The organism is Hymenobacter jeongseonensis (assembly GCF_015694725.1).
GTDB classification, from domain to species: Bacteria; Bacteroidota; Bacteroidia; order Cytophagales; family Hymenobacteraceae; genus Hymenobacter; species Hymenobacter jeongseonensis.
This window is the reverse complement of record NZ_JADQDQ010000010.1, coordinates 1-24372: the sequence shown is the minus strand read 5'-3', so window position 1 is coordinate 24372 and position 24372 is coordinate 1. Positions and strand designations below refer to the sequence as shown.

The window sequence follows — 24372 nt, the reverse complement described above, 5'->3', positions numbered from 1 at the left end:
CATACACAGTTGCTCCCGGCACCCGCAACGCGGACATAACGGTAAGAATCGATGCTAGGACAGTGTAGAAGCCGGCTGGATACTGCCCGGCCCGGCTACCTCGCCGTGGTGCGTGAGCGCGCTGGCTTCAATAAAAATTCGTTTAAACTCCGGATGCTTGGCTTTGATGGCAGTTTGCAGGCGCTCCACAGCTTCTTCTACCTCCACGGCAGTCAGGTGGCCTTTGAACGAAATATCCAGGGCCAGCACAGCGTCGGTTGGGCCCAGGTACATGGTGAGGGGCGCGCGTAGCTGCTCCACGGCAGAGTCCTGGCGGGCAATGGCGTCGAGGTCGCGCAGCACGGTGTCGTCGGCGCCTTCGCCCACGAGCAGCCCCTTGGCTTCGCCCAGCATGAACACCGCCATGCCCACTAGCAGCACGCCGATGAGCATTGAAGCGCCGCCGTCGAAGTACAGGTTGTTGAACAGGTGCCCGAAGTAAATGCCGGCCAGCGCGATGAACAGACCCACTACCGCCGCTAAGTCTTCCAGCAAAATGGCGAACACCGCCGGGTCTTTGCTACGCCGCAGGGCCTGCCAAAAGCCGAAATCGCCCTGGGTTTTGCGGAATTCCCGGTAGGCCAAGGTGCTTGCCACGCTTTCAAAAACGATGGCCAGGCCCAGCACCCAGTAGTTCCAGGTAGGGTCGGTGAGCGGGGCGGGGTTTTGGATGTACTGATAGCCTTTGTAGAGCGACATGCCCCCGCCCACGGCGAAGATGAGGACGGCCACGATGACGGTCCAGAAATAGATTTCCTTGCTGTAGCCGAAAGGATGCTTGGCATCGGCGGGCCGGGCGCTGCGGTTCATGCCGAAGAGAATCAGCATGCCGTTGCCGCTGTCGACCAGGGAGTGAATGCCTTCCGACATCATGGCCGCGCTGCCCGTAAAAAATGCCGCCACAAACTTGGAAACGGCAATAGCGAGGTTGGCTACAATGGCTCCATAAACAACGATTTTGGAAGAGGAAGCACCGGCCATAAACTAGGGAATGAGTGAAAAATACGCAGCATAGCTGCCTGGGCCTACGCAGACCACGCCGGAGAAGTTGGAAATTGTGTTAAGCGCCGCTTGGCCTGCGGGGTGCACCTAGGCACCGGCGGAAGCAGTAGAGATGGCCGAAAATTAGGTGCGGTTAGTCAACCGTGGCACTGCCCACCCGCTCTTTTTCGACAATGGATTTGGCTTCCACGAAAATGCGTTTGAACTCCGGGTGCTTGTCCCGAATGGCGCTCTGAATAGTCTTGATGGAGGTTTCTACCTCGGAGGCCGTCATGCGGTTCTCAAATTCAACATCGAGGGCCAAAATGACGTCCGTGGGACCCATGTACATCGTGAGCGGCGCCCGCATGTGCTGCACCCCCGATTGCGCCCGGACGATGTCCTGAACGCCGACCAAGGTTTCGTCTTCAACGCCCGTGCCCACAAGCAAGCCTTTGGTTTTGTAAATGAGAAAGATGGCTACCAATACCAGCAGGATGCCGATGCCAATGGAAGCCGCGCCATCCAGGTACGGGTTGTTCAGCAAATGCCCAAAGTATACCCCGAACAAGGCGATAACAAGGCCCAGTAAGGCGGCCAGGTCTTCGAGCAAAATGGCGAACACCGCCGGGTCTTTGCTGCGCCGCAGCGTGGCCCAGAAGCCGGCGTCGCCCCGGTCGGCATTGAAAGCCTTGAAGGCCAGAAAGCAGGAAATGCCTTCGAATACGAGCGAAAGGCCCAGCACCCAATAGTTCCAGGTAGGGTCGGTGATGGGGGCCGGGTGTTTAATGTGCTCGATGCCCTCGTAAAACGACATGCCGCCGCCCACCGAGAACACCAGAATGGCCACGATAAGGGCCCAGAAATACAGTTCCTTGCTCCGTCCAAACGGGTGCCGCGCATCGGGTGCCTTCGCGCTTTGGTGCACGCCAAACAGGATTAGAACGCCGTTGCCGCTGTCGACGAGGGAGTGAATGCCCTCGGAAAGCATTGCCGAAGAACCGGTGAAAAACGCCGCTGTGAACTTGCTGATGGCAATTGCAATATTGGCCCCAATGGCCCCGTAAATGGCGAATTTGGAAGAGGAAGCGGTTGTACTCATGCCTGCCCTTACGCAGCAGTAGCAGTTGGCGTTGGCCGGAAGGCCGTACCGTCGCGCTTGCAATGCCGCCTGGGCGCTACTTTCGCCTCATGTCCCAACCTTCGTTGCAGCGCCGTCTCGGCCTCGTTCAAGCCACTGCGCTAAATATGATTGACATGGTCGGTATCGGACCATTCGTCACGCTGCCGCTCGTCATGGGCTTTATGGGGCCCAATTTCCTGCTGGCGTGGCTGGTAGGGGCGGGCCTGGCCCTCATCGATGGGTTGATTTGGAGCGAACTGGGCGCCGCCTACCCCGAAGCCGGTGGCTCTTACCGCTTTCTCAAGCTGGCTTACGGCGAACAGAAGTGGGGCCGGCTGATGTCGTTTCTCTACGTGTGGCAGACGCTGGTGCAGGCGCCGCTGGTGCTGGCCTCGGGTGCCATTGGCTTCGCCCAGTACTTCGGCTACCTCGTGCCTCTGACCGAATGGTGGCAGCCCAAAATGGTGTCGGGCGCCGTGGTGCTGCTGCTCATCGTGCTGCTCTACCGCCGCATCGAAGACATCGGCAAGCTCGGCGTGATGCTTTGGGTGGGCGTGCTGGGCCTCATGGGCTGGCTGATTTTCGGTGGCCTCACCCATCCCAACCACGAAGTAGCTTGGCTGCCCAGCGGGGGCGTGAGTGCTCTGCCCGGCGTGCTTTTATCGGCCGCCATGGGCCAGGCCGCCATCAAAACTATTTATTCCTACCTGGGCTACTATAATGTTTGCCACTTGGGCGGTGAAATTCAGAACCCGCAGCGTGTGATTCCGCGCAGCATTTTCCTGAGCATTCTGGGCATCATGGCGCTTTACCTGTTGCTCAATTGGAGTGTAGGCACGGTCATTCCGTGGCAGGAAGCCAGCAAGTCGGAGTTCATCGTTAGCTCTTTCGTGGAGAAGATTTACGGCGCCGGAGCCGCGCAAGCGGCCACCGCGCTGGTGCTGCTGGTGGCGTTTGCTTCCCTGTTTGCGGTGCTGCTGGGCTACTCGCGCATCCCCTACGCCGCCGCCGCCGATGGCGAGTTTCTGCCGCTATTCGGCCGCCTGCACCCCACCAAGAACTTCCCCCACGTGTCGCTGCTGATTTTGGGCGGAGTGGGCTTTGTCTTCAGCCTGCTGTTCCGGCTGGGCGAGGTGATTACGGCCATCTTGGCCATGCGCATCTTGGTGCAATTTGTGGGCCAGGCGGTGGGACTGGTGCTGTTGCGCCGTCGCCTTGGCACCGACCGGCTGCCGTTCAAAATGCCACTTTACCCGTTGCCGGTAATCCTGGCCATTGCCGTGTGGCTGCTGGTTTTCTACAGCACCGGGGCGAAATTCATGCTCTCCGGTCTCACGGTTATCGTGCTGGGTGCGGGGGTGTTCCTGCTCTGGAGCCGCCGCTTGAAGCGGTGGCCGTTTGAAAAAAAGTAACAGCGAATGAATAGTTGAGGGTTGTTATTTTTTTCCTGCTTGGCATTTGATTATTATTAAGTTAATAAAATTTATTATTTTTATACAGTAACGAATTGCATTACTGTATAACTTATGAATGCTTTAGACTATTCTATTATCGCCTTTATCAACCAATTTGCGCGCAAATCGGGCTTTTTCGATTCAGTGGTAGCGCAATTTGTTACTAATAATCTATTGAAAGGAGGTGTACTATCGATACTGCTTTGGTTTCTCTGGTTTTCAGCATCAGCAGCTAATAGAAATCGGGTACGCCAGGTTCTAATAGGCACGCTGATGGGTGCTCTTTTGGCTATGCTTATTGCCCGGGTGTTGGTGCACGAGCTGCCGTTTCGCGCCAGACCACTGTATAATAAAGAATTGCATTTCGTGGCCCCCATTGCTGACTGGCGCACCAATCAGGTTGCTTCCTTCACCGACCTTAATTCCATGCCAAGCGACACTGCCACGCTGGTCTTTTCCATGGTGACGGGCATTATGCTGGTCTCCCGGCGAATTGGATTGGTTGCTTTGGTTTACGCGGTAATTTTCATCTGCCTACCGCGTATGTACGAAGGCGTACATAATCCCACCGATTTACTAGCTGGAGCGGCAATAGGCACCAGTTGCGTGTTGCTAGCCACACGCTCCCGCTCGCTACAACGCGTAGCGGCGCCCGTGCTTTCTTTCGGCAAACGCTACCCTGGCTTGTTATACGCTTGCCTGTTCTTTTTTACTTCCCAGGTCAGTTCCATGTTTGATGACGTGCGAGAGTTTTTATCTTTCTTCTTAATGACGCATTAGCACAAGTTCTTTCCCCGAAATTGCTTCCTGCGCCCAATTAACCCAGCCGCTTCTCGTAGCAGAAAAACCGCAACCCCGGCCGAAACCCCAGCGTGATTTCGCCCGCAAACCGGTAACCCAACTTCGGGAAAAGTCGTTGCGTGGCCGCGTTTTCCGAGTTGGTGTCTACCCGCAGCACGCGCAAGCCTTGCGCTATGGCCTGCGTCTCGGCTTGCTGCATGAGGGCTAAAGCCACGCCTTTGCCCTGCGCGGCCGGGTTTACGGCCAGCCGGTGCGTTACCAAGGCGGGTTCGCTCACGTCCCAGTCGGCTTGCGCATATTCCTCGTCCTGGTCTGTGGTGAGGGCGGCTACGCCGGCTATTGTGCCATCAAACTCCGTCACCCACAGGTGGCCGCGCGCCACATCACTGGCAAAAACGGCTTCGTTAGGATAATCCGCTGACCATTGGAAGTTGCCGCTGGCGTTCATCAACGGCACCACGCGGCTTATCAGGGCCAGAATAGCCGGCACATCGGCCAGCGTTGCACGGCGGGTTGCAAGCATGGTAAGCAGGGTTTAGCCGCGGCGCAGCACGGCGGCCGCTTCCTTGGCGAAGTAGGTCAGAATGGCATCGGCGCCGGCTCGTTTAATGCTGGTTAGTACTTCCATCATCGTCTTTTCGCCGTCGAGCCAGCCGTTTTGGGCGGCGGCTTTCACCATGGCGTACTCGCCGCTCACGTTGTAGGCCGTCACGGGCAGGTGGGTGCGCTCTTTTACCACGTGAATCACGTCGAGGTAGCTCAGGGCGGGCTTTATCATCACCATATCGGCGCCTTCGGCTTCATCCAGTGCCAATTCGCGCAGGGCCTCGCGCTTGTTGGCGGGGTTCATTTGGTAGCTCTTCTTGTCGCCTTTTTTCGGGGCTGAATCCAAGGCATCGCGGAACGGACCGTAGAAGGCCGAGGCGTACTTGGCCGTGTAGCTCATGATGCTCACGTGCTGAAACGCATTCTCATCCAGCACCCGCCGAATCCAGGCCACCCGGCCGTCCATCATATCGCTCGGGCCGATGATATCGGCGCCGGCGCGGGCCTGGGCCAGAGCCATCTGGCCAAGCACTTCCAAGGTCGCGTCGTTCAGGATTTCGCCGGATTCGGCATCTACCACGCCATCGTGGCCGTCGCTGCTGTAAGGGTCCATGGCCACATCGGTCATCAGCACCACGTCCGGAAACTGGCGCTTGATGTCGGCCACCGTCTTCAGATACAAGCCCTCGGGGTTGGCCGATTCTTTGGCCAGTCGGTCCTTCAAACTATCGTTGATGCTCGGGAAAGGAGCGAAAGTTTTCACGCCCAGCTCCACGCACTGCCCGATTTCGTCAATTATCCGGTCGGCTGTGAAGCGGTGAATGCCCGGCATGGACTTCACTTCCAGCGTTTGGTTCTGGCCTTCGATGAGGAAGAGTGGATAAATAAAATCGTGGGTGGTGAGGCGGGTTTCCTGCACCATGTCGCGAATAACCTCGGATTTGCGGTTGCGGCGGGGGCGGTGGGTAGGCAGCATATAGAAAGAATGGCGGGCCGGGCCCGCACAGCAAAAGTTGAGATGAAGAACGGTGCTAAACAAGCAACGCCAGGCTGCAAAGTTCACTCCTGCCGGCCAAACGGGTCGAGGTAAGCCACCAAAACGGCTACGGCGGCCAATCCGGCCACAACAGCCCACACCAGCCCGCCTCCGCTAACCACCAGCCCGATTAGCGCAATGGGCAGAGCTATCAGCCCCAGCACCCCCAGCACCGTGGTACCAAGCCCAACCTCCGCGGTGGCATGCGGCCGGCGCAGCCACTCACGCCGATGTACCGCCGCCGATGCTGGTGAGAGTACAACGGTGGTTAAGCTAGTGGCTACGGGTTGTTTCGACGATTGTGGGGTGGTTGGACGTCGCTTTTCGCGCACTGACTCAGCGGCCAGGCGCGGTAGGGGGGGCGTGGCGAGAGCTGGAAGCCCGACGGCTGCCACAGTAGAGTCGGCGGCTGCCTCAACCGGAGGCATTTGTGCTGCTCGCTCGTGGTGCGGGGCCGGTTGAAACGAAAAGCTGGGCCGGCTGCTCTGGCAGCTGCTGGCCATCTCCCCGGAAATCACCAGAAAGCCTAATAAACGAAAGCGAAAGAAGCGAAGACGCGTAGTAAAAACCATAAGGTGAACGGGAAGGTGAGGCCGCGTTAAGCTCTACGGATATCGGCTTAATTCCGCTGTCAACCGGCCAGCTTTTGGGCGGCCAGCCAGCCGGTGCCGGCGCCCATCGCCACGCCCATGCCATTGCAACGCACCGCCGCTAGCACACCCGGCCGTACCCAGTCAATAATGGGCGCCAAGGCGGGGCCAAAACCCATTACGCCGCTCCAGCGGTAGTCAATTTGGGGCCGCTGGCCAGGCAAAATAACGTCGTGCAGCAGGTTTTCGAGGTATTGTTGCACCGGAGCCGTTAGCCCGGGCGTGGTGGTTTGCTCAGCAGCGAAATTCAGGTTGCGGCCGCCGCCGAGCAGCAGTCGTTTATCGGGCAGCTGGCGGAAATACGCGTAGCCGTGGTCGTAATGGAAGGTGCCGGACAGGCGCACCTCCGGCAGTGGTTCGGTAACCAATACCTGGCCGCGGCCGGGACTCACTTCTACGCTCGGCAGCAGTTCGCTGGCAAAGGCATTGGTAGCCACCAGCACTTGCCCGGTTTCGATGCAAGCGCCGTTGGCGAGCCGCACGTGGAGCTGGCCGCTTGGTGCAGTTTCCAAGGCTTCGACTGCACAGTTGGTGAGCACAGGTACCTCTGCCGCCCAGGTGCGGGTGAGCAAAGCGCGCATCATCCGGCCGGCATCGAGGCTGCCTTCGCACTCATTCTTGAGCAAGGTGCCCACGCCCTGGAAACCGAATTGGCGGGCGTCCGCGCTGGCATCCCGGAAGGTTTGTGGGTGGCCCGTTACCGGGGCCAGCAGGTTGTTGAAATAGCCGATTTTCGCAACACATTCGCTGGCTAGCTCGGCTTCTTCGTGTCGGAATAACTCGTAGCCGCCCACGGGCTGGTAGTCCAGCGCGGCATCGCTCACCAAGTCGCGCAGCCGGGCCAAGCCGGCACACCGAGCAGCAACTACCGCTTCCAGGTCGCCGCGTTTTTCCTGCTCAATCAATTCTGAAATCGACCCAAAACACGCAAACCCCGCGTTTTTGGTGGAGGCGCCGCTGGGCAATGGTCCGCGCTCCAGAACCACCACGCGCCAAGTGGGCTGCCGTTGCTTGAGGTACAGCGCCGCCGTGAGCCCCACGATTCCGGCGCCGATAATCACGACATCGGCCGGCCCGAAAAACGCTTGGTACTCCCAGTAAGATAGATTCGAAGGGTTTTGCACAACGAGAGATGTAAAAAGGAGTTGCACCGAGGACGCAAATTACGGCCTTGGTACAACTCCTCTCATTGCCGGCATGGCCGGGTAGAAAAAGGCTTAGAATGCCATTATCACGCCTTCGATGATGTCGCAGGCCTCGTGCAACTGCTCTTCCGTTATCACCAGTGGCGGGGCGAAGCGGATGATGTCGCCGTGGGTGGGCTTGGCCAGCACGCCGCGCTCCATCAGGGTCACGCACACGTCCCAGGCGGTGCGGCCGTCATCAGCGGGCCGGATAACCACCGCGTTGAGCAGGCCTTTGCCGCGCACCAGTTCCACCACTTCGGGGCGCTTGGCTTGCACCTGGCGCATCCGCTCGCGGAACAGTTCGCCCAGCTTGGCCGCGTTCTGGGCCAGTTCTTCTTCCTGCAGCACATCGAGCGCGGCGCGCATCACGGCGCAGGCCAGTGGGTTGCCGCCAAAGGTGGAGCCGTGTTGACCGGGCTGGATGGTGAGCATGATTTTATCGTTGGCCAGCACCGCCGAAACCGGCAGCACCCCCCCACTCAGCGCCTTGCCCAGAATAAGAATGTCGGCGTGCACGGCTTCGTGGTCGCAGGCCAGCAGCTTGCCGGTGCGCCCCAGACCGGTCTGGATTTCATCGGCCACAAATAGCACGTTGTGGGCCCGGCACCGTTCGGCGGCCTGGGCGAGGTAGCCCACGGCGGGCACCATCACGCCAGCCTCGCCCTGAATGGGCTCCACCATGAAGGCGCACACGTGCGGGTCTTTCAGGGCTTCTTCCAGCGCCTCTATGTCGTTGTAGGGCACCACTTGGTAGCCGGGCATGTACGGCCCAAAGCCGCCCGTGCTGTCGGGGTCGGTGCTGAAGGAAATAATGCCCGTGGTGCGCCCGTGAAAGTTGTGCTCGGCCACCAGAATGCGGGCCGTATTCGGCGCAATGCCTTTCTCCTGGTACCCCCACTTGCGGGCCAGTTTGAGGGCCGTTTCCACGGCTTCGGCGCCGGAATTCATCAGCAGGGATTTATCGTAGCCGAACAGCTCGCACAGCTGCTTTTCAGCCGCGCCCAGCTGGTCGTTAAAAAACGCCCGCGACGTGAGCGTGAGCTGCTGGGCCTGCTTGGTGAGCGCCCCGATGATGCGCGGGTGGCAATGCCCCTGGTTCACGGCCGAGTAAGCCGAGAGAAAATCGTAGTAATGCTTGCCGTCTACGTCCCACAGGTGCACGCCTTCGCCGCGGTTCAGCACCACGGGCAGCGGGTGGTAGTTGTGGGCACCGTACTGGTCTTCGAGCTGCATCAGCTGCTCGGCGCGGCTGCTGGTGGCGGTGGGGGAGGCGGTTTGCATGAGCAGGTGGAAATAAGAGGTGAACGCACGAAACTACGGTTTTTTGGGCCGTCAGGGCAAGTTCTGCTTACCTAAAAGGCAAGCTCTCCAGTTGGCGCGCGGTATCGAGGTAGCGGCCCACGTAGTTGCCCTCTTCGCGGCCGCCGGCGCGCAGCAGCGTCCAGTCCACCACGGCGGTTTCGGGGAAACTCACCGGCAGTGGCTCCATTGGGCTGGCCGAGTTGGCTTCTTCGGGCAGCAGCAGCGCCTGCACCGTGTTGCCGCGCCAGCCCAGCACCCGCGCGGAGGCCTGCCGGAAGCTGGTATCCGAGGCCACTACCCGCACCGAAATCAGAAACTGGTCACCCTGCGGCAGACCGGCCTGAAACCGTTTTTTGGCCTGTGGCAGGGTGCGCTGCGCTTCCCGAAGCGGGTCGGCAAAAGCCGTTTCATCGCGGGTTAAGGCGGGCCGCAGGCCAGCCGGCGCCGAAGCGGCGGTGAGCACAATTGGGGCTGTGCCCTGGGCTGCCACCGCCGGGGCCTGCAACCACGCCAAGCCCGCCAGTAGGGGCACCACGAAAGCCGGAAGTGTATTCATAGCAAAGAGCTGAAGATGATGGCCACGAGAGCCGTTAGTATCCTTCCAACGCAGCCGGCCGTAACTTTGATTCACCGATGCCAACCCCCGTCCCCCAGCCGCTGCAGCCCGGCGATTTTTACTACACGCCCGAGGGCTACCTCGTCTTCACCGAGCAGTACCACCGGCGCCGGGGCAGCTGCTGCCAGAGCGGTTGCCGGCATTGCCCCTGGAATTTTCGGGCCAAATCAGGCCGTCAGGACGCATCTGGGCAGAAATAGCGCGGGGTGCTTGGTGAATGCCAGACTTTTGCCGATATTTGCGGCCCGTTTCCCTGCATTGTAATTTTTAACCCTCCGATATTATGGCCCGTGTTTGTGATTTGACCGGCAAGCGTACCCGCGTTGGTAACAACGTTTCGCACGCTAACAACAAGACCAAGCGCAAGTTCTATCCGAACCTGCAGAAAAAGCGCTTCTACATCCCCGAACAGGATGCTTGGGTAACCTTGAAAGTAGCTACGTCCACCATCCGCACCATCAACAAGAACGGCATCATGTCGGTATTGAAGAAGGCCAAGGAGCAGGGCTTCATTGTTTACTAGATTTTAGTGATTGGCACGGGTGCGTGCTGAGTAGATAGACGACAGTCTTTCAGCTTGCTGCCCGCCCGGCATTCCACTAAATACGCTAAGCCAGCGCCGATACGTTTGCCCTCCAGGCAACTGTATCGGCGCTGGCTTTGTCTGTTGGCGGTAACTTGGCTTTTAGCTCCCTTTTCCCCAACCCTTTGATGACTATGCGGCGTTCTTTATTCCCTCATTTGCTCGCGCCTGTGCCCGTTCGGCGCACGGTTCAACTCGTTTTCGGAGGCTGCCTTGTGCTGGCCGGTTTGGTGGCTGAAGCGCAAAACGCCGTTTCCATTCCCGAGCCGCTCACGGCCGCTTCGGTGCCTGCCCGCCCCACCGATTTTCTTTCGCCCGCCTTTCATAAGCAGCGGCGCGAGTTGCTGCGGGCCCAATTGCCGGCCAAAGGCGTAGCCGTTCTGTTTGCCGCGCCGGTGCGGAACCGCGCCAATGACGTCGACTTCATCTACCACCAAAACCCCGACTTTTACTACCTCACCGGCTACGAGGAGCCCGATGCTGTGCTGTTGCTTTTCAAAGAGCCGCGCACCGTGGGCGGGCAGGCGGGCGTCACCGAAGCCCTGTTTACCCAAACGCGCGACCCGGCGCGGGAGTCGTGGACTGGCCGCCGCCTCGGCGCTGCCGGCGCCAAAAACCAGTTGGGCTTGCAGTTTGCCGCCGACAACAAAACGTTTGGCAGCGTGGGTATTTCGTGGGCCGATTTCGAACAGATTCTCTTTGTCGACTTGCCCACCGATGCCCGCGACGACTTCAACAACCCGGCCGACCTCTACAGTCTGGTGGCCACGTTCCGGCAGCAAGCCGGGATACCCGCCAACTACAATCCCGAAATAAGCGCCCTCAGCGCCGCCATCCGGCGCAATGGCGTCCGGAATGCCAAGCGGGTTTCTGACTACCTCAACAGCCGAATCAAGGAAACACCTTCTCTGGCGGCGGCGCCGCTGATAAGCGCGTACCTGGCGGCCACCACCGATGCCGCCCGCGAGGCAGCCATCGCCGCCAATCCCCCCGGTCGCTTCGACGACGCCACACTGGGCCAGAAACTCGACGGACTCCGCGTCATCAAAACCCCCGAAGAACTGACCTTGCTCCGCCGCGCCATCCGCATCAGCGCCATGGGCCAGCGCGAAGTAATGAAGCTGGTAAAGCCCGAAATGGGCGAAATGGAAGTACAAGGCTTGCACGAGTACGTGTACCGCCGCTACGGAGCCGAATTCCAAGGCTACCCCAGCATTGTGGGCGCCGGGGCCAACGGCTGCATCCTGCACTACGAAACCAACGACCGACAGCGCCTCGACAACGACTTGATATTGATGGACTGCGGGGCCGAATACCACGGCTATTCAGCCGACGTCACGCGGACCGCGCCACCTTCCGGCAAGTTCAGCCCCACGCAGCGCCAGATTTACGAGTTGGTGCTGGCCGCCCAGGAAGCCGGCTTTGCCGCTTGCCGCCCCGGGGCCGAGTTCAACGCCCCCAACCAAGCCACGCAGGACGTGGTGGCCAATGGCCTGCTTAAGCTCGGCATCATCAAAAAGAAAGACGAATTCCGCAAGTACTACCCCCACGGCTCCAGCCATTACCTGGGCCTCGATGTGCACGACCGGGGCAGCTACGGCCCTTTGCAGCCCGGCACCGTCATCACCGTGGAGCCGGGTATTTACATTCCGGCCGGCTCGCCCTGCGACCCCAAGTGGTGGAACATCGGCGTTCGCATTGAAGACGATGTGTTGATTACCACCACCGGCTACGAAAACATGTCGGCCGAAGCGCCACGCACCGTGGCCGATATTGAGAAGCTCATGGCAGAACCCAGCGCCCTAGAGGGATTTAAGCTGCCTGAATTGAAATAGCTGGGGTACTTGTGCGCTCAGCAGGACTGTTTTTTTAGCTTGCTCAACGGTCGTTCTGCTTCTCGGACTGAAAGTTGCGACATAACCCTTGGTCGTTTCCAAAAAGACCCGTACCTTTGCAGTCCTAAATTTAAAAAAACAACACCCCCGTCGAGATGGCCAAGAAAGGAAACCGGGTGCAGGTTATCATGGAATGCACCGAGCATAAAACCTCGGGGATGCCGGGCACCTCGCGCTACATCACCACCAAGAACCGCAAGAACACCCCTGAGCGCATCGAGTTGAAGAAATTCAACCCCATCCTCAAGAAAATGACCGTTCACAAGGAAATTAAATAACCTGAACAATGGCTAAGAAAGTAGTAGCAACTCTGAAAACCACAGAGAACGCCAAGAACTGGGCAAAGGTGATTCGTGCCGTTAAATCGGAGAAGACCGGTGCTTATACCTTCCGTGAGGAAATGGTTCTCCTCGACAAAGTGCAGGAGTACCTGGCCACCGGCAACAAATAGTTGCTGGCCGGTATCGGCTTTGTAGAAGTTTAAAAAGTCCCACCTTCGTGGGACTTTTTGCGTGTTACCAATTTCGTCAGGCTGACTTTTGTCGTGCTGACGCAGAAAGCATCCCATCACGGCTGCTTTTTATAGAGTTACCAATCAGAGTCCTGCGACCGTGATACGATGCTTCGCAAGCTCAGCATGACCGAACCCCCATGGGCCTCTTCGATTTTTTTAAAAAGGACAAGGAAAGCACCACGCAGCAGGCCTCGCTTGATGCGGGCTTGGAAAAGACCAAAGCCAATTTTTTTGAGCAGCTGAGCAAAGCCGTGGTGGGAAAAAACACCGTGGACGAAGCCGTGCTCGATGATTTGGAAGGACTACTGGTGCACGCCGACGTCGGCATCGAAACCACGGTGAAGGTCATCGACCGCATTGAGGCGCGGGTGGCGCGCGACAAATACGTGAGCACCGGCGAGCTGGACCGCATTCTGCGCGAGGAAATTGCGGCGTTGCTGGAGGACAACAACTCCGGCTCCATGGCCGTGCTCGATAGCGCGGGCAGTTCCGGTCAACCCTATGTCATCATGGTGGTGGGCGTGAACGGCGTGGGCAAAACCACGACCATCGGCAAACTGGCCCACCGCTTCCATGCTGCGGGCAAAAAGGTAGTGCTAGGGGCGGCGGATACCTTCCGTGCGGCTGCCGTTGACCAACTCATTATTTGGGGCGAACGGGTGGGCGTGCCCGTGGTGAGCCACGGCATGAACACTGACCCGGCCTCGGTCGCATACGACGCCGTACGCAAAGGCGTGGAGCTGGGGGCCGATGTGGTCATCATCGACACGGCCGGCCGCCTGCACAACAAGGTGAACCTGATGAACGAGCTGAGCAAAATCAAGCGCGTGATGCAAAAGGTGATTCCCGATGCGCCCCACGAAGTACTGCTGGTACTGGATGGCAGCACGGGCCAAAACGCGTTTCTGCAAGCCAAGGAGTTCACCAAAGCCACCGAAGTCACGGCCTTGGCCATCACCAAACTCGACGGCACGGCCCGGGGCGGCGTGGTCATTGGCATCTCGGACCAGTTCAGTATTCCGGTGCGCTACATCGGGGTGGGAGAGAAGATGACCGACCTGCAACTCTTCGACCGGCACACGTTTGTAAATTCGCTTTTCAAGAAATAAGCTTCCAATTTTCGCGCAAAGCGCCCTGCGGCCCGCACCGCCAAGTTCTGCTTGGCCGTGCGGGCCGTTTACCTTCGCACCATGAACGACATTCAAACCCTTGCCGTGGTTGGGGCCGGCACGATGGGCCTCGGCATTGCCCAATTGGGCATCCAGCACGGCTTGCCCACTGTTTTGTTTGACCTGAACCCGGCCGCCCTGGAAAAAGCGCAGGCAGCTATTGCGGCCGGGCTGGGCAAGCTGGTTGAAAAAAGCAAGCTCAGCGCCGACGCGCGCGACGCGGCCCTGGCCCGCCTCACCATCACTACCGACATGAGCGTGGTGCAGGCCGACCTCATTGTGGAGGCTGTGGTGGAGCGCCTAGATGTGAAGCATCAGCTATTTGGGGAGTTGGCAGCCATCAACGGCCCGCAAACCATTCTGGCTTCCAATACTTCGTCCTTGCCCATCACGCAGCTGGCGGCCAAGGTGCCGAACCCGGAGCGGGTGGTGGGCATGCACTTCTTCAATCCGGCCCCGTTGATGCCGTTGGTGGAAGTTATCAGCGGAGTGGCTACCGCGCCCGAAGTGGCTGATGCGGTGGAAACATTGGCCAAGCGGTTGGGCAAAACCCCAGTCCGGGCTGCCGATGCCCCCGGCTTTATTGTGAACCGGGTAGCGCGGCATTACTATGTCGAGAGCCTGAAAGTGGTCGAGGAGAACGTGGCCTCTTTTCAGGTGGTGGATGAATTGCTGGAAGCCAGTGGATTCAAAATGGGCCCTTTTCGGTTGATGGACCTAATTGGCGTGGATACCAACTTCTCGGTAACCAGCGCCATGTTTGCCTCCTTTCATCAGGATGCGAAATTTCGGCCCAGCCGCATTCAGCAGCAAAAGGTAGACGCTGGCCACCACGGCCGCAAAACTGGCCAGGGATTCTACAAGTATTAAGGGTTTATTCGAAATGAAGAATTATTTGCTCTGTCTGTTGGCACGTTCCGTGAATTTGTGTGGGCTATCGGCGGCCGTTTTCCTTCTGGGGGCGTGCGGCGACAAGAACAACGACCAGCCGCTGATACCCTACGCCCCGGTGAACTTGAGCATCAACATCACCAATCAGCAATACGCCAACCTCCGCGTCGACAATGGTGCCGTTACCTTGCCCGCCAAGGGCCCCGCCGGCGATGGCGGGGTGAAGGGCGTTATCATCGTTCGGCAGAGTGCCAATACGTTTTTGGCCTTTGAACGCAACTGTCCCTACCAGCCGTACGATGCCTGCGCACTCGTTAGCCTCGACCAGTCGCGTTTTTTTATGCGAGATTCGTGTTGCTCTTCGCAGTTCGACTTGCGCGGCCAAGTCACTGGTGGTCCGACCTCAAGACCTTTGAAACAGTACAGCACGAGCTTGCAAGGAACGTTGCTGAATGTCACAAATTGAGGAGTGGAAGAAGTTTTTAGAAAAAAAAGCGGTTTTGGCTTGTGTCTTTTTAGAGAAGGCCGTAAGTTTGCAGTCCGAAACAACAACACCGGGTTTCGGGCAAGCAATTGCTTCCTTAGCTCAGCCGGTTAGAGCATCTGACTGTTAATCAGAGGGTCCCTGGTTCGAGCCCAGGAGGGAGCGCTAAAAGGCCACTCACGATATCGTGAGTGGCCTTTTTTATTTATTGCCCCCGGTTTTGCCCCCGGTTGGCTCTGTTAGTTGTGTTTTAGATGCTAGGTGTATTACGAAAACCACCGTTTAGGTGAACCCCTTCGGTCGCATACGCTTGCGCCGATAAGCGTGGTAGCTTGCCTCCTCCTAGTGCTTGTTCTCCCCGGTATGAAGTCTTGTTTCGCCTCCGTTCCTCTTCCTGGACTGCTGGTGGCCCTGCTCTGCGGCCTCACCGTTCCCGGCTGGGGCCAAGTCCGGCCGCCTGGGTTGCTGGGTCAGCAGTCCCGCCTATCCTATCAGGCACTCGTGCCGGTCGCGGATGTGAGTCAAGCCGAGTTGGTGCTGCGCGCCCGCGCCTGGGCCCAACGGGTCGCACCCGCTGGTAAGCTCCCTGTTCTCATGCGCGTGACCGATGGCGAGGTGATGCGTACCACGGGCGTCGCCCCCTTTACCTACGACTGGGGCGGCAAAACCCTCTTGCCCTGTGTGATGCGCTATACGGCCACCATTACGGTGCGCCAAGGCAACTACCACTACCAGGTGAGCGATTTCGTGTTCCTGGAAAAGACCACGGGCCCGGATTCAATCTCTGTAACGCCCGCCGAAACCTACTTCAACGGCAACTTCAAACCCTACCGAGAAATCGCCGCTCGCTTCCAGACGACCATGCGCACGTGCTTCACCGAAATCACCGGCGAGGTGCTGGCCCATCTGCAAGAGAGCATGCGCCTGCCCACGCCCAAGACGGGGACCGAATGAGGGATGGCTTGCAGTAAGCAACTGTTCGTTTCGTTTTTCTACCCTTTCGCTGAACAGTTTCAACTAACGGTCTGCTTACAGGCCGAGCTCCGTCAGCCCGGGATGATCGACGGGGCGAGCTCCCAGGAGCCAATGAAATTTGCGCTCCGCCTCGGCAATCGCGACATCATTAATACTGGCCTCGCGGCGTTGCATGAGCCCCAACTCATTAAAGGCCCACTGCTCGTTGCCGTAGGCCCGATACCACTGCTCGTCAGCCGTCCGGTACTCGTACTGAAAGCGAACGGCAATCTGGTGCCCGTGCACGCCCCAGACTTCCTTGATAAGCCGGTAGTCATGCTCCCGTTCCCACTTGCGGGTGAGAAACGCGACGATGGACGCGCGGCCGGTGAAGAACTCGCTGCGGTTACGCCACTGGCTGTCGGGGGTATACGCCAGGGACACCCGCTCCGGGTCCCGCGCGTTCCACGCGTTTTCGGCCAAGCGGGCTTTCTGGACGGCGGTTTCAAAGGTAAAAGGGGGCAGGGGTGGGCGGCTGTGGTCCATGAGCGGGGATGGATTAGGGAGCAAGACAGGCAAAACACCGGCCGAGCCGGTGGAACAGGCGAAAGTAGAAACTACGACCAATCGCCGCCAAGTATGGCTTCCGCTTTTGGCTCGGATGGCCCCGATAACAAGCCAATTCGGTTCGCAGCAATTTACCCTTTGGCTGAACTCGCGGCGCTTCGTATGCCAAGGATGGCCTAGCTATAAAAACTCTGTTACACCCGTCTATGGACTACTGCACTCCCAACTAGCCGCCCCCGCGCCGAGGCGGAGCGTTCCCAGTTGGCCGCTACTTTTTCGCCTGAAGCTGCGTCATCTTCTGCCGCGTTAGCGGGCGTTCTTGCAGTTTCAGCGCCTTGGCGAAGGAGGCAATGGCCAGGGTTGGCTGGCCCTGGCCCTGGTAGTAATCGCCCAGGCTGTCGTGGACGTTGAAGCTGGTGGGGTAGTTGCGCACGTTGAGCTGAAACAAATCCAGGGCCCGCGCGGACTGCCCCGCTTGTGAGAGCCAGTAGTAGGCGAGCTGGTTGACGAACGACTCAGGTGGCAGCACTGGGTAGCCGGCCTGAGCCGATACCTGCCGATAATGGTCTGTAAGCAGGACCGCCCCGTTGACCGGCGAATTGGCGGCCGGCGTACCCAGTTCGTTGGTGACGGCCGGCGAGAGCGCATAGGGCTGAAATAGGAAATGCAGGGCGTCATAGGTCGCCAGCAGCGGCAGCGTGTTGTGGGTGTCGGCGGGGTAGTATTTGTAGGCGGAGCGCAGCCCATTGCGGCGGTTGCGCCCTAGCTCGTCGCGCAGCTTCCACTTGGCGCGGGTGAATTCCCCACCCACGGAAAGGTCCTTCAACACCCGCAGCGAATCCAGCCCCGTGGAGTTGGCCGAGGCCACGAACAGCGCCCGGCCAGCAAACCGAGGTTGGGCCAGGGCGTCATGGGCCTGCTTGAGCAGCTTCTCACCGTCCCAGAACATGCTGGGGTCGAGGGCCACGTAGTTTTCAAACAGACCGGGATGGTGCACGAGCGTATTTAGCACCAGCAGCCCGCCAAACGAGTGGCCGATGAGGGTGCGGTGGGCCGTGGTAGGGTAGTAAGCGTCGATGTAGGGAATCAACTCTTTTTCCAAAAAAGCGGTGAAGTTCTCGCCGCCGCCTGCACTTTTCAGCTCGGCGGCGGGCAGCCAGTCGGCGCTGGCTGGCCGGGACGGGGTAAGGTCACGGGTGCGGTTAGTGTTGGGAATGCCGACGACCATCATCTCCGGGCACACCGTATTGGGCATCTGGCTCAGCTGCTGAATCATCGCCGTCACAGCGGCAAAATGAGCGTCGCCGTCGAGCAGGTATACCACCGGGTAGCGCTGCGGGAGGTAGGTCGGGTCGCCGGCACTGGCCGGCACATAGACCCAGAGCGGGCGCTTTTCCTTTAAGACGACCGACGTGACGCTATCAACCCGGCCGATGACGATGGCGTTGTTTTTAACCGTTTGGGCCTGCGCCAGTGTGGGGCCGACCAATAAAAACAGGAGGAGAAATAACTTCATCCAGAAAGGGTTGGGTTTAAGCGCTCAAATGTACAAGCGTATATAGGGGATGCATGATTCGCTTGGTAATAGCCGATAGTCAATTAAATGCTCGTTTTAGTATTCGGACCGTTTAAGTGAACCGTTCAGCACAGGCCTTACTCCTCCGGGCGATAGGCGGTGTACCCGTTGCCAAAGCCTTGCCAGTACACCAGCAACCGGCCACAGTGGGGGCAGACCAGCATCGACTTCATGTCGGCATAGAGCGTTTCGGCGTCGACGGGCCCGGTGTAGCGGTCGTAGTCGACATCGGCGATGAGCAGCCATTCCCCGGGATTGGGAATCGCGCCGAGGTCAAGAAATTGGCCACATTTACAAAGCTCCTTTGGCATGCGGCAAAGCTAGATGCTGCAGACTCCCTAATATATATTAACCTCGTTTGCCTTTCCGACCGTTTTGGTAGACCAATCAGGAAGGCCCTGGCCGATTACTTACCGGGTCGTTTTGCGTTGGGGGAGGTCTATTTTTTTTCGATCCTTGGGCCCGATTGGGGATTCCAGTACGTGATCCAGGGTCCTACTGCCCTCGTACAGGCGGCCGTTCCACAACACGTTCCCCCCGGCATCGGCCAAAATCTTTTGCTGGCTGCCGTCGGTGTACGTAACCGCGTACAAAATCCGAATATGCTGGTAGTTAATCGCATCCGCCGCTCGTCCCGGCCCCAGCGACGTCTTGAGTCGGGTCAAAAACGCGTCGGGCTGGCGCACGCGCGTTTCCAACTGGTGCTTGCTTCTGATCATTAGGGAATCGATGTGGTAGCGAATAAAGCTGTGGATGGGCAGGTAGTACATGGTGATCTTGCGCGCCCGTTTTTCAGGGGGTGGCGGGGTATTTCCCTGGAATGCCGCCAGCCCGATCAGGAGACCGCAGGCCGCAACGAATGGCGGGAGTCGTTTATACATGGGCGAACGGGATGGGGACGAGTGGAAAGTAGGGCAGGGCGAAAGCTACAAAGATTGAGCCCCTATTGATTACGCTCCTTTTATCAAACAGAGCGCGTTTACAGCACCACCGTTTTAGTTCACTCTACAAACCGCCCTATCTTGGCAAGGCCTCGGCTTTCGGCGTGCTCATGGCAGTCCACTTATTCGCTTCCGTTGCTTATGCCCCGTCTCGTGTCTGCCCTGTTCTGCGCGGTGGCGTTGCTCACCACCGCCTGCCAAAAGCGCACCCCAGAGCAACCGGAGCCGGCAGGCTCGTTAGAAGGCACGTGGCGGCTGGGCTTGACCGAGCCCGTGATCTACGACCGCCAAAACCAGGCGGTGGCCACGTATCCGCCCCAGGCCGGCATCCTGCCGTTTACGCAGGTCACGTTCACGGGCACCGACCTGACGTTCTTCCACGAGCAAAGCACCTTGCGCACCACCACCGCCTACGTCCACGCGGGGGACCAAGTGACGTGCCCGCTGCCGTTTGCGTCCTTCACCATTCGCAAATTGACGACGCGGCAGTTGGACTTGTATCAGCGCGGCGAGTACCTGCCAATCGGTGCCAACTCGTTGCGCACCGACTACTTGATGCATTTTGAGCGGCTATAAGGCAATCGGTTCAAAAAAAGGGTGCCGTTTGCGCTGGAGACCGTTTTCGTGAACCATAACTTACCTTGTTCCCTGCATGGCTCACATTGTCAAGACCACTTTTTGCTTAGCTGGTGCGCTGCTGGCGGTCGTAGGCGTGCAGCACTTTACGGCCGGCCCCGTCGTCTTACAGGCCTCCTTTGACACAGTGGCCGGTTACGGAGAATGGCTGGCCTTGCGGGCCAATGGCACCTTCGACCACACCACCGTCGGCCTGTTTTCGGAAACCATTACCCATGGCCGCTATACCCGTACAGGCACTCTCATCCACTTGGACCGGCTGCCGGAAGAAGGAGCCCTCAAGCGCAAAACGCTTCGGGTGGAGGCTTCCTCTGCCTTTGCCACGGGGAAAGGACTCTGGCAGGTGGAGCCAACCGGCCGCATCGATTCCACCTTGGCGGGGTTGAGAATCGTTCACGAAGAATAACGCTCGTTTCACGATTCGGACCGTTTTCGTGAACTCTACTGGGTATCTGGATAGCCCTCCCCATCAGGCCCATTGAACCAGCTGCTTTATTGCCATTTCAGGCAACTCACTGGCAAGGCAACCCAGCAGCTAACGGGCTTGCCTTGCATGCGAGCTGGTGTCCAGCCCGTCATGGTGAGTAATTTCTCGCGCACTTCCCGACCGCACCGAGTCGATAAATGCGGGCGGGTAATTTGTACGTTGCTTACCTGCCCTTTCTGGTCAATAAGGAGCCGCAGGTATAAGCTGGCTATCTCTTCCCCCTCCCGCTGCCTATTCCGATACAAAACGGGGCTTAATTCCTTTGAAACGTAGGTCAGCCAATGCCGTGGGGTATCGTTTCGGTAGCTGGGCATCACCTCTGCATAGTCATATACCCGTTTACTGGCAGCTGCCTGCCCCTTAACTGCCGTTGTAAACACAAGTATGAAAGACCCGAAAAGAGCAAGCTGCTTCAAGCGGATGCGTATTTCATTCATTTGTGTAGGGGCTTATGAAGTAAAATTGCCCTCGTTTGTGTAAACCGCTAATGTAGACGGCTGGGAACTCCTGCCAGCGTTCAAAACAGCCAATTCGTGCGTGAGCCGAGTTTAAAAAACTGGTTTATCAATCAAAGTTTACGAAACTGCGTTAGGGGATGAGTTTCGTAAACTCCTCCGCATGAAGATTGGCTACGCCCGCGTTTCGACCCGCGACCAGAACTTGGAACTCCAACTCGACGCCCTGACCCAGGCCGGCTGCGAGCTCATCTACCAAGAGAAAGCCTCCGGGGCCCTGGCCGCCCGGGTCGAACTCGACAAGCTGTTGCTGCAGGTGCGCCCGGGCGACACGGTCTACATCTACAAGCTCGACCGGCTGGGCCGCTCCTTGAAGCACCTGCTCGACCTGGTGGCCGACCTGCAGCGCCGCGGCATCGGCTTGATCTCGCTGACCGACGCCATCAACACCCACTCGGCCCAGGGCCGGCTCGTGCTCAACCTGTTCGCCTCGCTCGCGGAGTTCGAACGCGAGCTCATCCGCGAGCGCACCCTGGCCGGGCTGGCCGCGGCCCGCGCCCGGGGCCGCGTCGGCGGGCGCAAGCCCGGCTTGTCGGAGGAGGCCCAGCGCACGGCCCGCGCGGCGGAGCTGTTGTACAAGGCCCGCGAATTGAGCGTCGACGACATGGCCCGCAGCCTGCGCGTGTGCAAGGTCACGTTCTACAAGTACCTGCGCCACCGCGGCGTGTCCCTGCACGCCCACCCCCTGCCGAGCCCGGTGACCGCCCCGGCCTGAGCCGCGGGGCGGCGATCAGGGACGCTCTCCTCCGCGTCTTGTGCGGAGAACGGCCGCCCGGCCGAGCGACCGTGGCGCGGCGGAACTTCGCCCGTACCTTTGGGCTTCTATTGCGCACACGCCCCTTTGCCATGAAACTCCGCGACCGCTTCCGCCAACTGCAGGACCCCGCCGTGGTCAAGGCCATGGTGGTGCGCTCGGTGTACGCCTCGATGGCGCTGGAGAACCAAACCGTTTCGCTGGATCGCTTGGAGGCCCTCTACGAGCAAACGGGCCCTACGTCCCCAGCGGGCGCAGCTGGGCGCTGATCAACGCCTGCAAGGGGCCCGGCTCGTGGGCGTCCGCGTGGCGGATCGCTTGTAAATACTCTGTCCGCCCGGCGCCGTTTTCGCGGCGGTACAAGACCACGTCCTGGTAGCCGTAATTGTAGGCCAACAGGTTGGTGAACAAGCGCGCGGTCCGGCCGTTGCCGTTGGTATAGGGGTGAATGGCCACCAGCCGGTGGTGCGCGTAGGCCAAGAGGGCGGCCACCTGCGCGTCCGTGGGAACCTCCGGCAGCCGGGACTGCCGGTGGCGCAGTTCGTCGACGAATTCGTAGAGCAGCTGCGGCACCCGGTGGGCCGGGGGCGGCAGGTACGCGCCCACGTTGGGCACTTGCGTGCGCCAGTGCCCGGCCCAATCGTAGAGGTGGCCGAAGGCCCGGCGGTGCAAGTCTTGCAGCAACGCGACCGACAGCTCCACGGGGTACTCAAATTCTTCGAGCAGGTAGCGCTCGACCCGGGCCACACCGAGTGCTTCCTGTTCGTTCAAGGCCGCCTTGTCCGTCAAGCCCAGCAAATTATCTTCCGGTGCGTCGGTGTAATGCCCCATGGCGCAAAGGTAGCGGGTCCGAAGAAGCCTGAAGATGCGTGTTTCCTCAAAGGAGCACTGGCACTAGGCGGTAAGCCTGGCGGCTCCGCTCGAGCCAGCTAACCGCCCCTTACAGCGCGCGCTGTAAGTGTTTGTACAACTGAGGGTACTCCACATCGACGGCCACCACGCGCCCCGTGCTGTCGACGAGTAGATTCGCGGGAATGCCCTGGATGCCGAAGCGCTGGGCATCCTCCCCCTGGCCGCCCTGCAGCTCTGAGAGGTGGGGGATGCGCAGGCTGTCCTCGGCGATGGCCTGCACCCACTTGTTGTAGTCGCGGTCCAGCGACACCCCAATCATGCCGAAGCCTTGGGGGTGGTACTGCTTGTAGAGGCCATAGTACTTGGGCAGCGTCATCCGGCAGGGGCCGCACCAACTCGCCCAGAACTCGACCAGCGTGAGTTTATTTTGCTTAAAGAGGCGGGGCGCGTCCAACTTTTGGCCCGCAGGCGTCTTGCCGGCTAAACCGTGGATGTAACTGCCGATAAAGCGCTGGCGGTTCTGGTTGCGGCCTTCGTTGCGGGCGAGCTCCTTATCCAGGATCTGGCCGTAGAAGCTCGCCCGCAACGCCGCCGGCAGGGCCTGGTAGTAGCGGCGAAAGCGCTCGGCCGACGGTAAATCATCGCGGTTGTCGAGCATGGCCCAAAGCGCCACCTCCGACGCCGGGTGCTGGCGCACGAAAGCATCGGCGGCCGCCGCCCAGTAGCCGCCGGCGCGGTAGTCGAAGCTGCGGGCCGAGTCGGCCCACTGCTCAATCCGGGCCTTGTTGCCCGTGCCCATGGCCTGCATAAAGCGGGCTTGCAGCCGGGCTTTGTCCACAAAATACTGGTTCCAGAGGCTGTCGCGGCCCACTAGATACTGTTCCCACTCGCGTTGCTTGGGGGAAGTGGAGAAGACGATCGTATTGCGCAGGTAAGAGCCGATAGCTGGCTTTTCAGGATAAAACTTGGTGCGAATCTGCTGGCGCGTGGCGGTGATGTGCACCGAGTCGGTGGGCAGATACAGCTGCAGGCTACCGGACACCGCGTGGTCGGTGTTGCTGTAATAGAACAAGTTATAGAGGCCGGGCTGGGCGAGGGTGCCCCGCAGGGTGAAATGCCCGTCCTTGGTCGATGAGCTGTCTACGTCCTGAAAAGAACTATAGCCCCGTAGAGAAAGCTGGGCGCGACAGTCGGTGCAGCCTTCAATGTCGGCGACAAGCACGTAGGGCTGGGCAGCTGGAGGCGGCTTTGCTTGGCAGCTGGCCAGTAACACCAGCCACAGCCAGCCGAGCCAGCGACTAGTAGCACGCAGGCCCTGGGGCAACCAAGGGGGGGTAGGGGTAGCGCGCGCGGGTAAGCCGCCGGAGGGTAGCAAGGGCATGGGCAGGCAATAGTAGCGAATGGGCGGGACTTATTACCTATCTGGCCCTTAACGTAGCCGCGACCGGCGGTTGCTTCGCCTCGACTCCACGTAATAGCTTCTGCTGGTGGTTCCGAAAGGCGCCTTTCGGAGCCACCGGGCCGGCTTGGCGACTTAGCGCTGGGCCGGCCTTTTTGATGTGTCAAAAAGGGGGTTCCGCAAGGTAGTTGGCGGCCACCGGCAAGGCGGAGGAGGAGAGTGCACGAAACGCATCCCTTCGGCGTGTTTCGTAAACGTTGATTCGCAGACGAGTTTCTTAAACTCCTCCGGCTCTGCAGTGGCCCAATAGCACGTAGTGTCGAACAACTGCGACTAGTTTAGGGAAAGGAGGGGTTAATTCTGCCTACTCCTTCTCTCTCACGAATACCAAGGTTGACGTAATGCCAGCGCCTGTTACGA

General features: G+C 59.4%; 30 protein-coding genes and 1 tRNA gene. 16 read left to right on the top strand and 15 right to left on the bottom strand.

The genetic code is table 11. The features are described 5' to 3' along the window. Nucleotides 1-54: 54 nt before the first annotated feature. Complete coding sequence (locus I2I05_RS17575; RefSeq protein WP_196283571.1) at nt 55-1020, bottom strand: cation diffusion facilitator family transporter; 966 nt, start codon at nt 1018-1020, stop codon at nt 55-57. 154 nt (nt 1021-1174) lie between these two features. Then, nucleotides 1175-2122: a cation diffusion facilitator family transporter gene (locus I2I05_RS17570; protein WP_196283570.1), complete on the bottom strand. Its 948-nt coding sequence runs from the start codon at nt 2120-2122 to the stop codon at nt 1175-1177. A gap of 89 nt (nt 2123-2211) precedes the next feature. Here I2I05_RS17570 and I2I05_RS17565 point away from each other — a divergent pair, with 89 nt between their 5' ends. Both I2I05_RS17565 and I2I05_RS17560 read left to right on the top strand, forming a co-directional pair. Next, complete coding sequence (locus tag I2I05_RS17565; RefSeq protein WP_196283569.1) at nt 2212-3555, top strand: APC family permease; 1344 nt, start codon at nt 2212-2214, stop codon at nt 3553-3555. Between the two features lie 114 nt (nt 3556-3669). Next, nucleotides 3670-4377: a phosphatase PAP2 family protein gene (locus I2I05_RS17560; protein WP_196283568.1), complete on the top strand. Its 708-nt coding sequence runs from the start codon at nt 3670-3672 to the stop codon at nt 4375-4377. 37 nt (nt 4378-4414) lie between these two features. On the opposite strand, the gene I2I05_RS17555 is transcribed toward I2I05_RS17560, so the two are convergent. The 6 genes from I2I05_RS17555 to I2I05_RS17530 form a co-directional block, all read right to left on the bottom strand. Then, nucleotides 4415-4921 carry a GNAT family N-acetyltransferase gene (locus tag I2I05_RS17555; protein WP_196283567.1) on the bottom strand — a complete coding sequence of 169 codons (507 nt, stop codon included), beginning with the start codon at nt 4919-4921 and terminating at the stop codon, nt 4415-4417. A 12-nt stretch (nt 4922-4933) separates the two neighbouring features. Further along, nucleotides 4934-5920, bottom strand: coding sequence for a porphobilinogen synthase (gene hemB, locus I2I05_RS17550; protein ID WP_196283566.1), 987 nt, complete (start codon nt 5918-5920; stop codon nt 4934-4936). A gap of 83 nt (nt 5921-6003) precedes the next feature. Then, entirely contained in the window at nt 6004-6552 is a 549-nt protein-coding gene (locus I2I05_RS17545) for a hypothetical protein (RefSeq protein ID WP_196283565.1), read from the bottom strand. A 59-nt stretch (nt 6553-6611) separates the two neighbouring features. Beyond that, nucleotides 6612-7754 (bottom strand): NAD(P)/FAD-dependent oxidoreductase, encoded by a 1143-nt coding sequence (locus I2I05_RS17540; protein WP_196283564.1) that lies wholly within the window; start codon nt 7752-7754, stop codon nt 6612-6614. A gap of 93 nt (nt 7755-7847) precedes the next feature. Beyond that, entirely contained in the window at nt 7848-9098 is a 1251-nt protein-coding gene (gene rocD, locus I2I05_RS17535; RefSeq protein ID WP_196283563.1) for an ornithine--oxo-acid transaminase, read from the bottom strand. A gap of 67 nt (nt 9099-9165) precedes the next feature. Beyond that, nucleotides 9166-9675, bottom strand: a complete 510-nt coding sequence (locus I2I05_RS17530; RefSeq protein ID WP_196283562.1) for a hypothetical protein — start codon at nt 9673-9675, stop codon at nt 9166-9168. A 77-nt stretch (nt 9676-9752) separates the two neighbouring features. Here I2I05_RS17530 and I2I05_RS17525 point away from each other — a divergent pair, with 77 nt between their 5' ends. From I2I05_RS17525 to I2I05_RS17480, 10 genes are all read left to right on the top strand, one after another. Then, a complete protein-coding gene (locus I2I05_RS17525) occupies nt 9753-9935 on the top strand; it encodes a DUF5522 domain-containing protein (protein ID WP_196283561.1) in 183 nt (60 codons plus the stop codon). 83 nt (nt 9936-10018) lie between these two features. Beyond that, nucleotides 10019-10258, top strand: coding sequence for a 50S ribosomal protein L28 (gene rpmB / locus I2I05_RS17520; RefSeq protein ID WP_044003635.1), 240 nt, complete (start codon nt 10019-10021; stop codon nt 10256-10258). A 194-nt stretch (nt 10259-10452) separates the two neighbouring features. Beyond that, complete coding sequence (locus I2I05_RS17515) at nt 10453-12153, top strand: aminopeptidase P N-terminal domain-containing protein (protein WP_196283560.1); 1701 nt, start codon at nt 10453-10455, stop codon at nt 12151-12153. Between the two features lie 155 nt (nt 12154-12308). Next, the gene (gene rpmG, locus I2I05_RS17510; protein WP_035567317.1) at nt 12309-12491 is read left to right on the top strand and encodes a 50S ribosomal protein L33; all 183 of its coding nucleotides are present in this window, start codon (nt 12309-12311) and stop codon (nt 12489-12491) included. 8 nt (nt 12492-12499) lie between these two features. After that, nucleotides 12500-12664: a DUF4295 domain-containing protein gene (locus tag I2I05_RS17505; RefSeq protein ID WP_083322258.1), complete on the top strand. Its 165-nt coding sequence runs from the start codon at nt 12500-12502 to the stop codon at nt 12662-12664. Between the two features lie 200 nt (nt 12665-12864). After that, entirely contained in the window at nt 12865-13836 is a 972-nt protein-coding gene (gene ftsY, locus I2I05_RS17500; protein ID WP_196283559.1) for a signal recognition particle-docking protein FtsY, read from the top strand. An 81-nt stretch (nt 13837-13917) separates the two neighbouring features. Continuing rightward, nucleotides 13918-14766, top strand: coding sequence for a 3-hydroxyacyl-CoA dehydrogenase NAD-binding domain-containing protein (locus I2I05_RS17495; protein ID WP_196283558.1), 849 nt, complete (start codon nt 13918-13920; stop codon nt 14764-14766). Nucleotides 14767-14803: 37 nt separating this feature from the next. Continuing rightward, nucleotides 14804-15253, top strand: a complete 450-nt coding sequence (locus I2I05_RS17490) for a Rieske (2Fe-2S) protein (protein ID WP_196283557.1) — start codon at nt 14804-14806, stop codon at nt 15251-15253. 109 nt (nt 15254-15362) lie between these two features. Then, nucleotides 15363-15436, top strand: a tRNA-Asn gene (locus tag I2I05_RS17485). Nucleotides 15437-15634: 198 nt separating this feature from the next. Continuing rightward, a complete protein-coding gene (locus I2I05_RS17480) occupies nt 15635-16225 on the top strand; it encodes a hypothetical protein (protein WP_196283556.1) in 591 nt (196 codons plus the stop codon). Between the two features lie 75 nt (nt 16226-16300). Here the strand turns inward: I2I05_RS17480 and I2I05_RS17475 are convergent, their stop codons facing one another. The 4 genes from I2I05_RS17475 to I2I05_RS17460 form a co-directional block, all read right to left on the bottom strand. Then, nucleotides 16301-16771: a nuclear transport factor 2 family protein gene (locus I2I05_RS17475; RefSeq protein ID WP_196283555.1), complete on the bottom strand. Its 471-nt coding sequence runs from the start codon at nt 16769-16771 to the stop codon at nt 16301-16303. A gap of 289 nt (nt 16772-17060) precedes the next feature. Then, complete coding sequence (locus tag I2I05_RS17470) at nt 17061-18308, bottom strand: alpha/beta hydrolase-fold protein (protein WP_196283554.1); 1248 nt, start codon at nt 18306-18308, stop codon at nt 17061-17063. Between the two features lie 137 nt (nt 18309-18445). Continuing rightward, nucleotides 18446-18679, bottom strand: a complete 234-nt coding sequence (locus I2I05_RS17465) for a hypothetical protein (RefSeq protein WP_196283553.1) — start codon at nt 18677-18679, stop codon at nt 18446-18448. Nucleotides 18680-18778: 99 nt separating this feature from the next. Continuing rightward, nucleotides 18779-19249: a hypothetical protein gene (locus I2I05_RS17460; protein WP_196283552.1), complete on the bottom strand. Its 471-nt coding sequence runs from the start codon at nt 19247-19249 to the stop codon at nt 18779-18781. 201 nt (nt 19250-19450) lie between these two features. Between I2I05_RS17460 and I2I05_RS17455 the strand changes: the two genes are divergently transcribed. Together I2I05_RS17455 and I2I05_RS17450 are read left to right on the top strand one after the other, a co-directional pair. Next, complete coding sequence (locus I2I05_RS17455) at nt 19451-19885, top strand: hypothetical protein (RefSeq protein WP_196283551.1); 435 nt, start codon at nt 19451-19453, stop codon at nt 19883-19885. Between the two features lie 76 nt (nt 19886-19961). Beyond that, nucleotides 19962-20351 (top strand): hypothetical protein, encoded by a 390-nt coding sequence (locus tag I2I05_RS17450; protein ID WP_196283550.1) that lies wholly within the window; start codon nt 19962-19964, stop codon nt 20349-20351. A gap of 86 nt (nt 20352-20437) precedes the next feature. Here I2I05_RS17450 and I2I05_RS17445 read toward each other — a convergent pair whose 3' ends face one another. Continuing rightward, entirely contained in the window at nt 20438-20869 is a 432-nt protein-coding gene (locus tag I2I05_RS17445; protein WP_196283549.1) for an energy transducer TonB, read from the bottom strand. A gap of 181 nt (nt 20870-21050) precedes the next feature. Here I2I05_RS17445 and I2I05_RS17440 point away from each other — a divergent pair, with 181 nt between their 5' ends. Further along, nucleotides 21051-21662 (top strand): recombinase family protein, encoded by a 612-nt coding sequence (locus tag I2I05_RS17440; protein WP_196283548.1) that lies wholly within the window; start codon nt 21051-21053, stop codon nt 21660-21662. 131 nt (nt 21663-21793) lie between these two features. Beyond that, nucleotides 21794-21970, top strand: coding sequence for a hypothetical protein (locus I2I05_RS17435; RefSeq protein WP_196283547.1), 177 nt, complete (start codon nt 21794-21796; stop codon nt 21968-21970). Here I2I05_RS17435 and I2I05_RS17430 read toward each other — a convergent pair. Both I2I05_RS17430 and I2I05_RS17425 read right to left on the bottom strand, forming a co-directional pair. Then, a complete protein-coding gene (locus I2I05_RS17430; RefSeq protein ID WP_196283546.1) occupies nt 21939-22532 on the bottom strand; it encodes a Fic/DOC family protein in 594 nt (197 codons plus the stop codon). The genes I2I05_RS17435 and I2I05_RS17430 overlap by 32 nt on opposite strands. A gap of 109 nt (nt 22533-22641) precedes the next feature. Next, nucleotides 22642-23934 (bottom strand): TlpA family protein disulfide reductase, encoded by a 1293-nt coding sequence (locus I2I05_RS17425; protein ID WP_196283545.1) that lies wholly within the window; start codon nt 23932-23934, stop codon nt 22642-22644. Between the last annotated feature and the right edge of the window lie 438 nt (nt 23935-24372).

What these genes read in the sequence shown, in the direction of transcription:
- I2I05_RS17435 (WP_196283547.1), top strand. Translation starts at nt 21,794, where the DNA reads ATGAAACTCCGCGACCGCTTCCGCCAACTGCAGGACCCCGCCGTGGTC.
- I2I05_RS17495 (WP_196283558.1), top strand. Translation starts at nt 13,918, where the DNA reads ATGAACGACATTCAAACCCTTGCCGTGGTTGGGGCCGGCACGATGGGC.
- I2I05_RS17460 (WP_196283552.1), bottom strand. Translation starts at nt 19,249, where the DNA reads ATGTATAAACGACTCCCGCCATTCGTTGCGGCCTGCGGTCTCCTGATC.
- I2I05_RS17480 (WP_196283556.1), top strand. Translation starts at nt 15,635, where the DNA reads ATGAAGTCTTGTTTCGCCTCCGTTCCTCTTCCTGGACTGCTGGTGGCC.
- I2I05_RS17430 (WP_196283546.1), bottom strand. Translation starts at nt 22,532, where the DNA reads ATGGGGCATTACACCGACGCACCGGAAGATAATTTGCTGGGCTTGACG.
- ftsY (WP_196283559.1), top strand. Translation starts at nt 12,865, where the DNA reads ATGGGCCTCTTCGATTTTTTTAAAAAGGACAAGGAAAGCACCACGCAG.
- I2I05_RS17525 (WP_196283561.1), top strand. Translation starts at nt 9,753, where the DNA reads ATGCCAACCCCCGTCCCCCAGCCGCTGCAGCCCGGCGATTTTTACTAC.
- I2I05_RS17565 (WP_196283569.1), top strand. Translation starts at nt 2,212, where the DNA reads ATGTCCCAACCTTCGTTGCAGCGCCGTCTCGGCCTCGTTCAAGCCACT.
- I2I05_RS17440 (WP_196283548.1), top strand. Translation starts at nt 21,051, where the DNA reads ATGAAGATTGGCTACGCCCGCGTTTCGACCCGCGACCAGAACTTGGAA.
- hemB (WP_196283566.1), bottom strand. Translation starts at nt 5,920, where the DNA reads ATGCTGCCTACCCACCGCCCCCGCCGCAACCGCAAATCCGAGGTTATT.
- I2I05_RS17555 (WP_196283567.1), bottom strand. Translation starts at nt 4,921, where the DNA reads ATGCTTGCAACCCGCCGTGCAACGCTGGCCGATGTGCCGGCTATTCTG.
- I2I05_RS17530 (WP_196283562.1), bottom strand. Translation starts at nt 9,675, where the DNA reads ATGAATACACTTCCGGCTTTCGTGGTGCCCCTACTGGCGGGCTTGGCG.
- I2I05_RS17560 (WP_196283568.1), top strand. Translation starts at nt 3,670, where the DNA reads ATGAATGCTTTAGACTATTCTATTATCGCCTTTATCAACCAATTTGCG.
- rpmG (WP_035567317.1), top strand. Translation starts at nt 12,309, where the DNA reads ATGGCCAAGAAAGGAAACCGGGTGCAGGTTATCATGGAATGCACCGAG.
- I2I05_RS17465 (WP_196283553.1), bottom strand. Translation starts at nt 18,679, where the DNA reads ATGCCAAAGGAGCTTTGTAAATGTGGCCAATTTCTTGACCTCGGCGCG.
- rocD (WP_196283563.1), bottom strand. Translation starts at nt 9,098, where the DNA reads ATGCAAACCGCCTCCCCCACCGCCACCAGCAGCCGCGCCGAGCAGCTG.
- I2I05_RS17545 (WP_196283565.1), bottom strand. Translation starts at nt 6,552, where the DNA reads ATGGTTTTTACTACGCGTCTTCGCTTCTTTCGCTTTCGTTTATTAGGC.
- rpmB (WP_044003635.1), top strand. Translation starts at nt 10,019, where the DNA reads ATGGCCCGTGTTTGTGATTTGACCGGCAAGCGTACCCGCGTTGGTAAC.
- I2I05_RS17475 (WP_196283555.1), bottom strand. Translation starts at nt 16,771, where the DNA reads ATGGACCACAGCCGCCCACCCCTGCCCCCTTTTACCTTTGAAACCGCC.
- I2I05_RS17450 (WP_196283550.1), top strand. Translation starts at nt 19,962, where the DNA reads ATGGCTCACATTGTCAAGACCACTTTTTGCTTAGCTGGTGCGCTGCTG.
- I2I05_RS17575 (WP_196283571.1), bottom strand. Translation starts at nt 1,020, where the DNA reads ATGGCCGGTGCTTCCTCTTCCAAAATCGTTGTTTATGGAGCCATTGTA.
- I2I05_RS17470 (WP_196283554.1), bottom strand. Translation starts at nt 18,308, where the DNA reads ATGAAGTTATTTCTCCTCCTGTTTTTATTGGTCGGCCCCACACTGGCG.
- I2I05_RS17445 (WP_196283549.1), bottom strand. Translation starts at nt 20,869, where the DNA reads ATGAATGAAATACGCATCCGCTTGAAGCAGCTTGCTCTTTTCGGGTCT.
- I2I05_RS17515 (WP_196283560.1), top strand. Translation starts at nt 10,453, where the DNA reads ATGCGGCGTTCTTTATTCCCTCATTTGCTCGCGCCTGTGCCCGTTCGG.
- I2I05_RS17425 (WP_196283545.1), bottom strand. Translation starts at nt 23,934, where the DNA reads ATGCCCTTGCTACCCTCCGGCGGCTTACCCGCGCGCGCTACCCCTACC.
- I2I05_RS17455 (WP_196283551.1), top strand. Translation starts at nt 19,451, where the DNA reads ATGCCCCGTCTCGTGTCTGCCCTGTTCTGCGCGGTGGCGTTGCTCACC.
- I2I05_RS17505 (WP_083322258.1), top strand. Translation starts at nt 12,500, where the DNA reads ATGGCTAAGAAAGTAGTAGCAACTCTGAAAACCACAGAGAACGCCAAG.
- I2I05_RS17570 (WP_196283570.1), bottom strand. Translation starts at nt 2,122, where the DNA reads ATGAGTACAACCGCTTCCTCTTCCAAATTCGCCATTTACGGGGCCATT.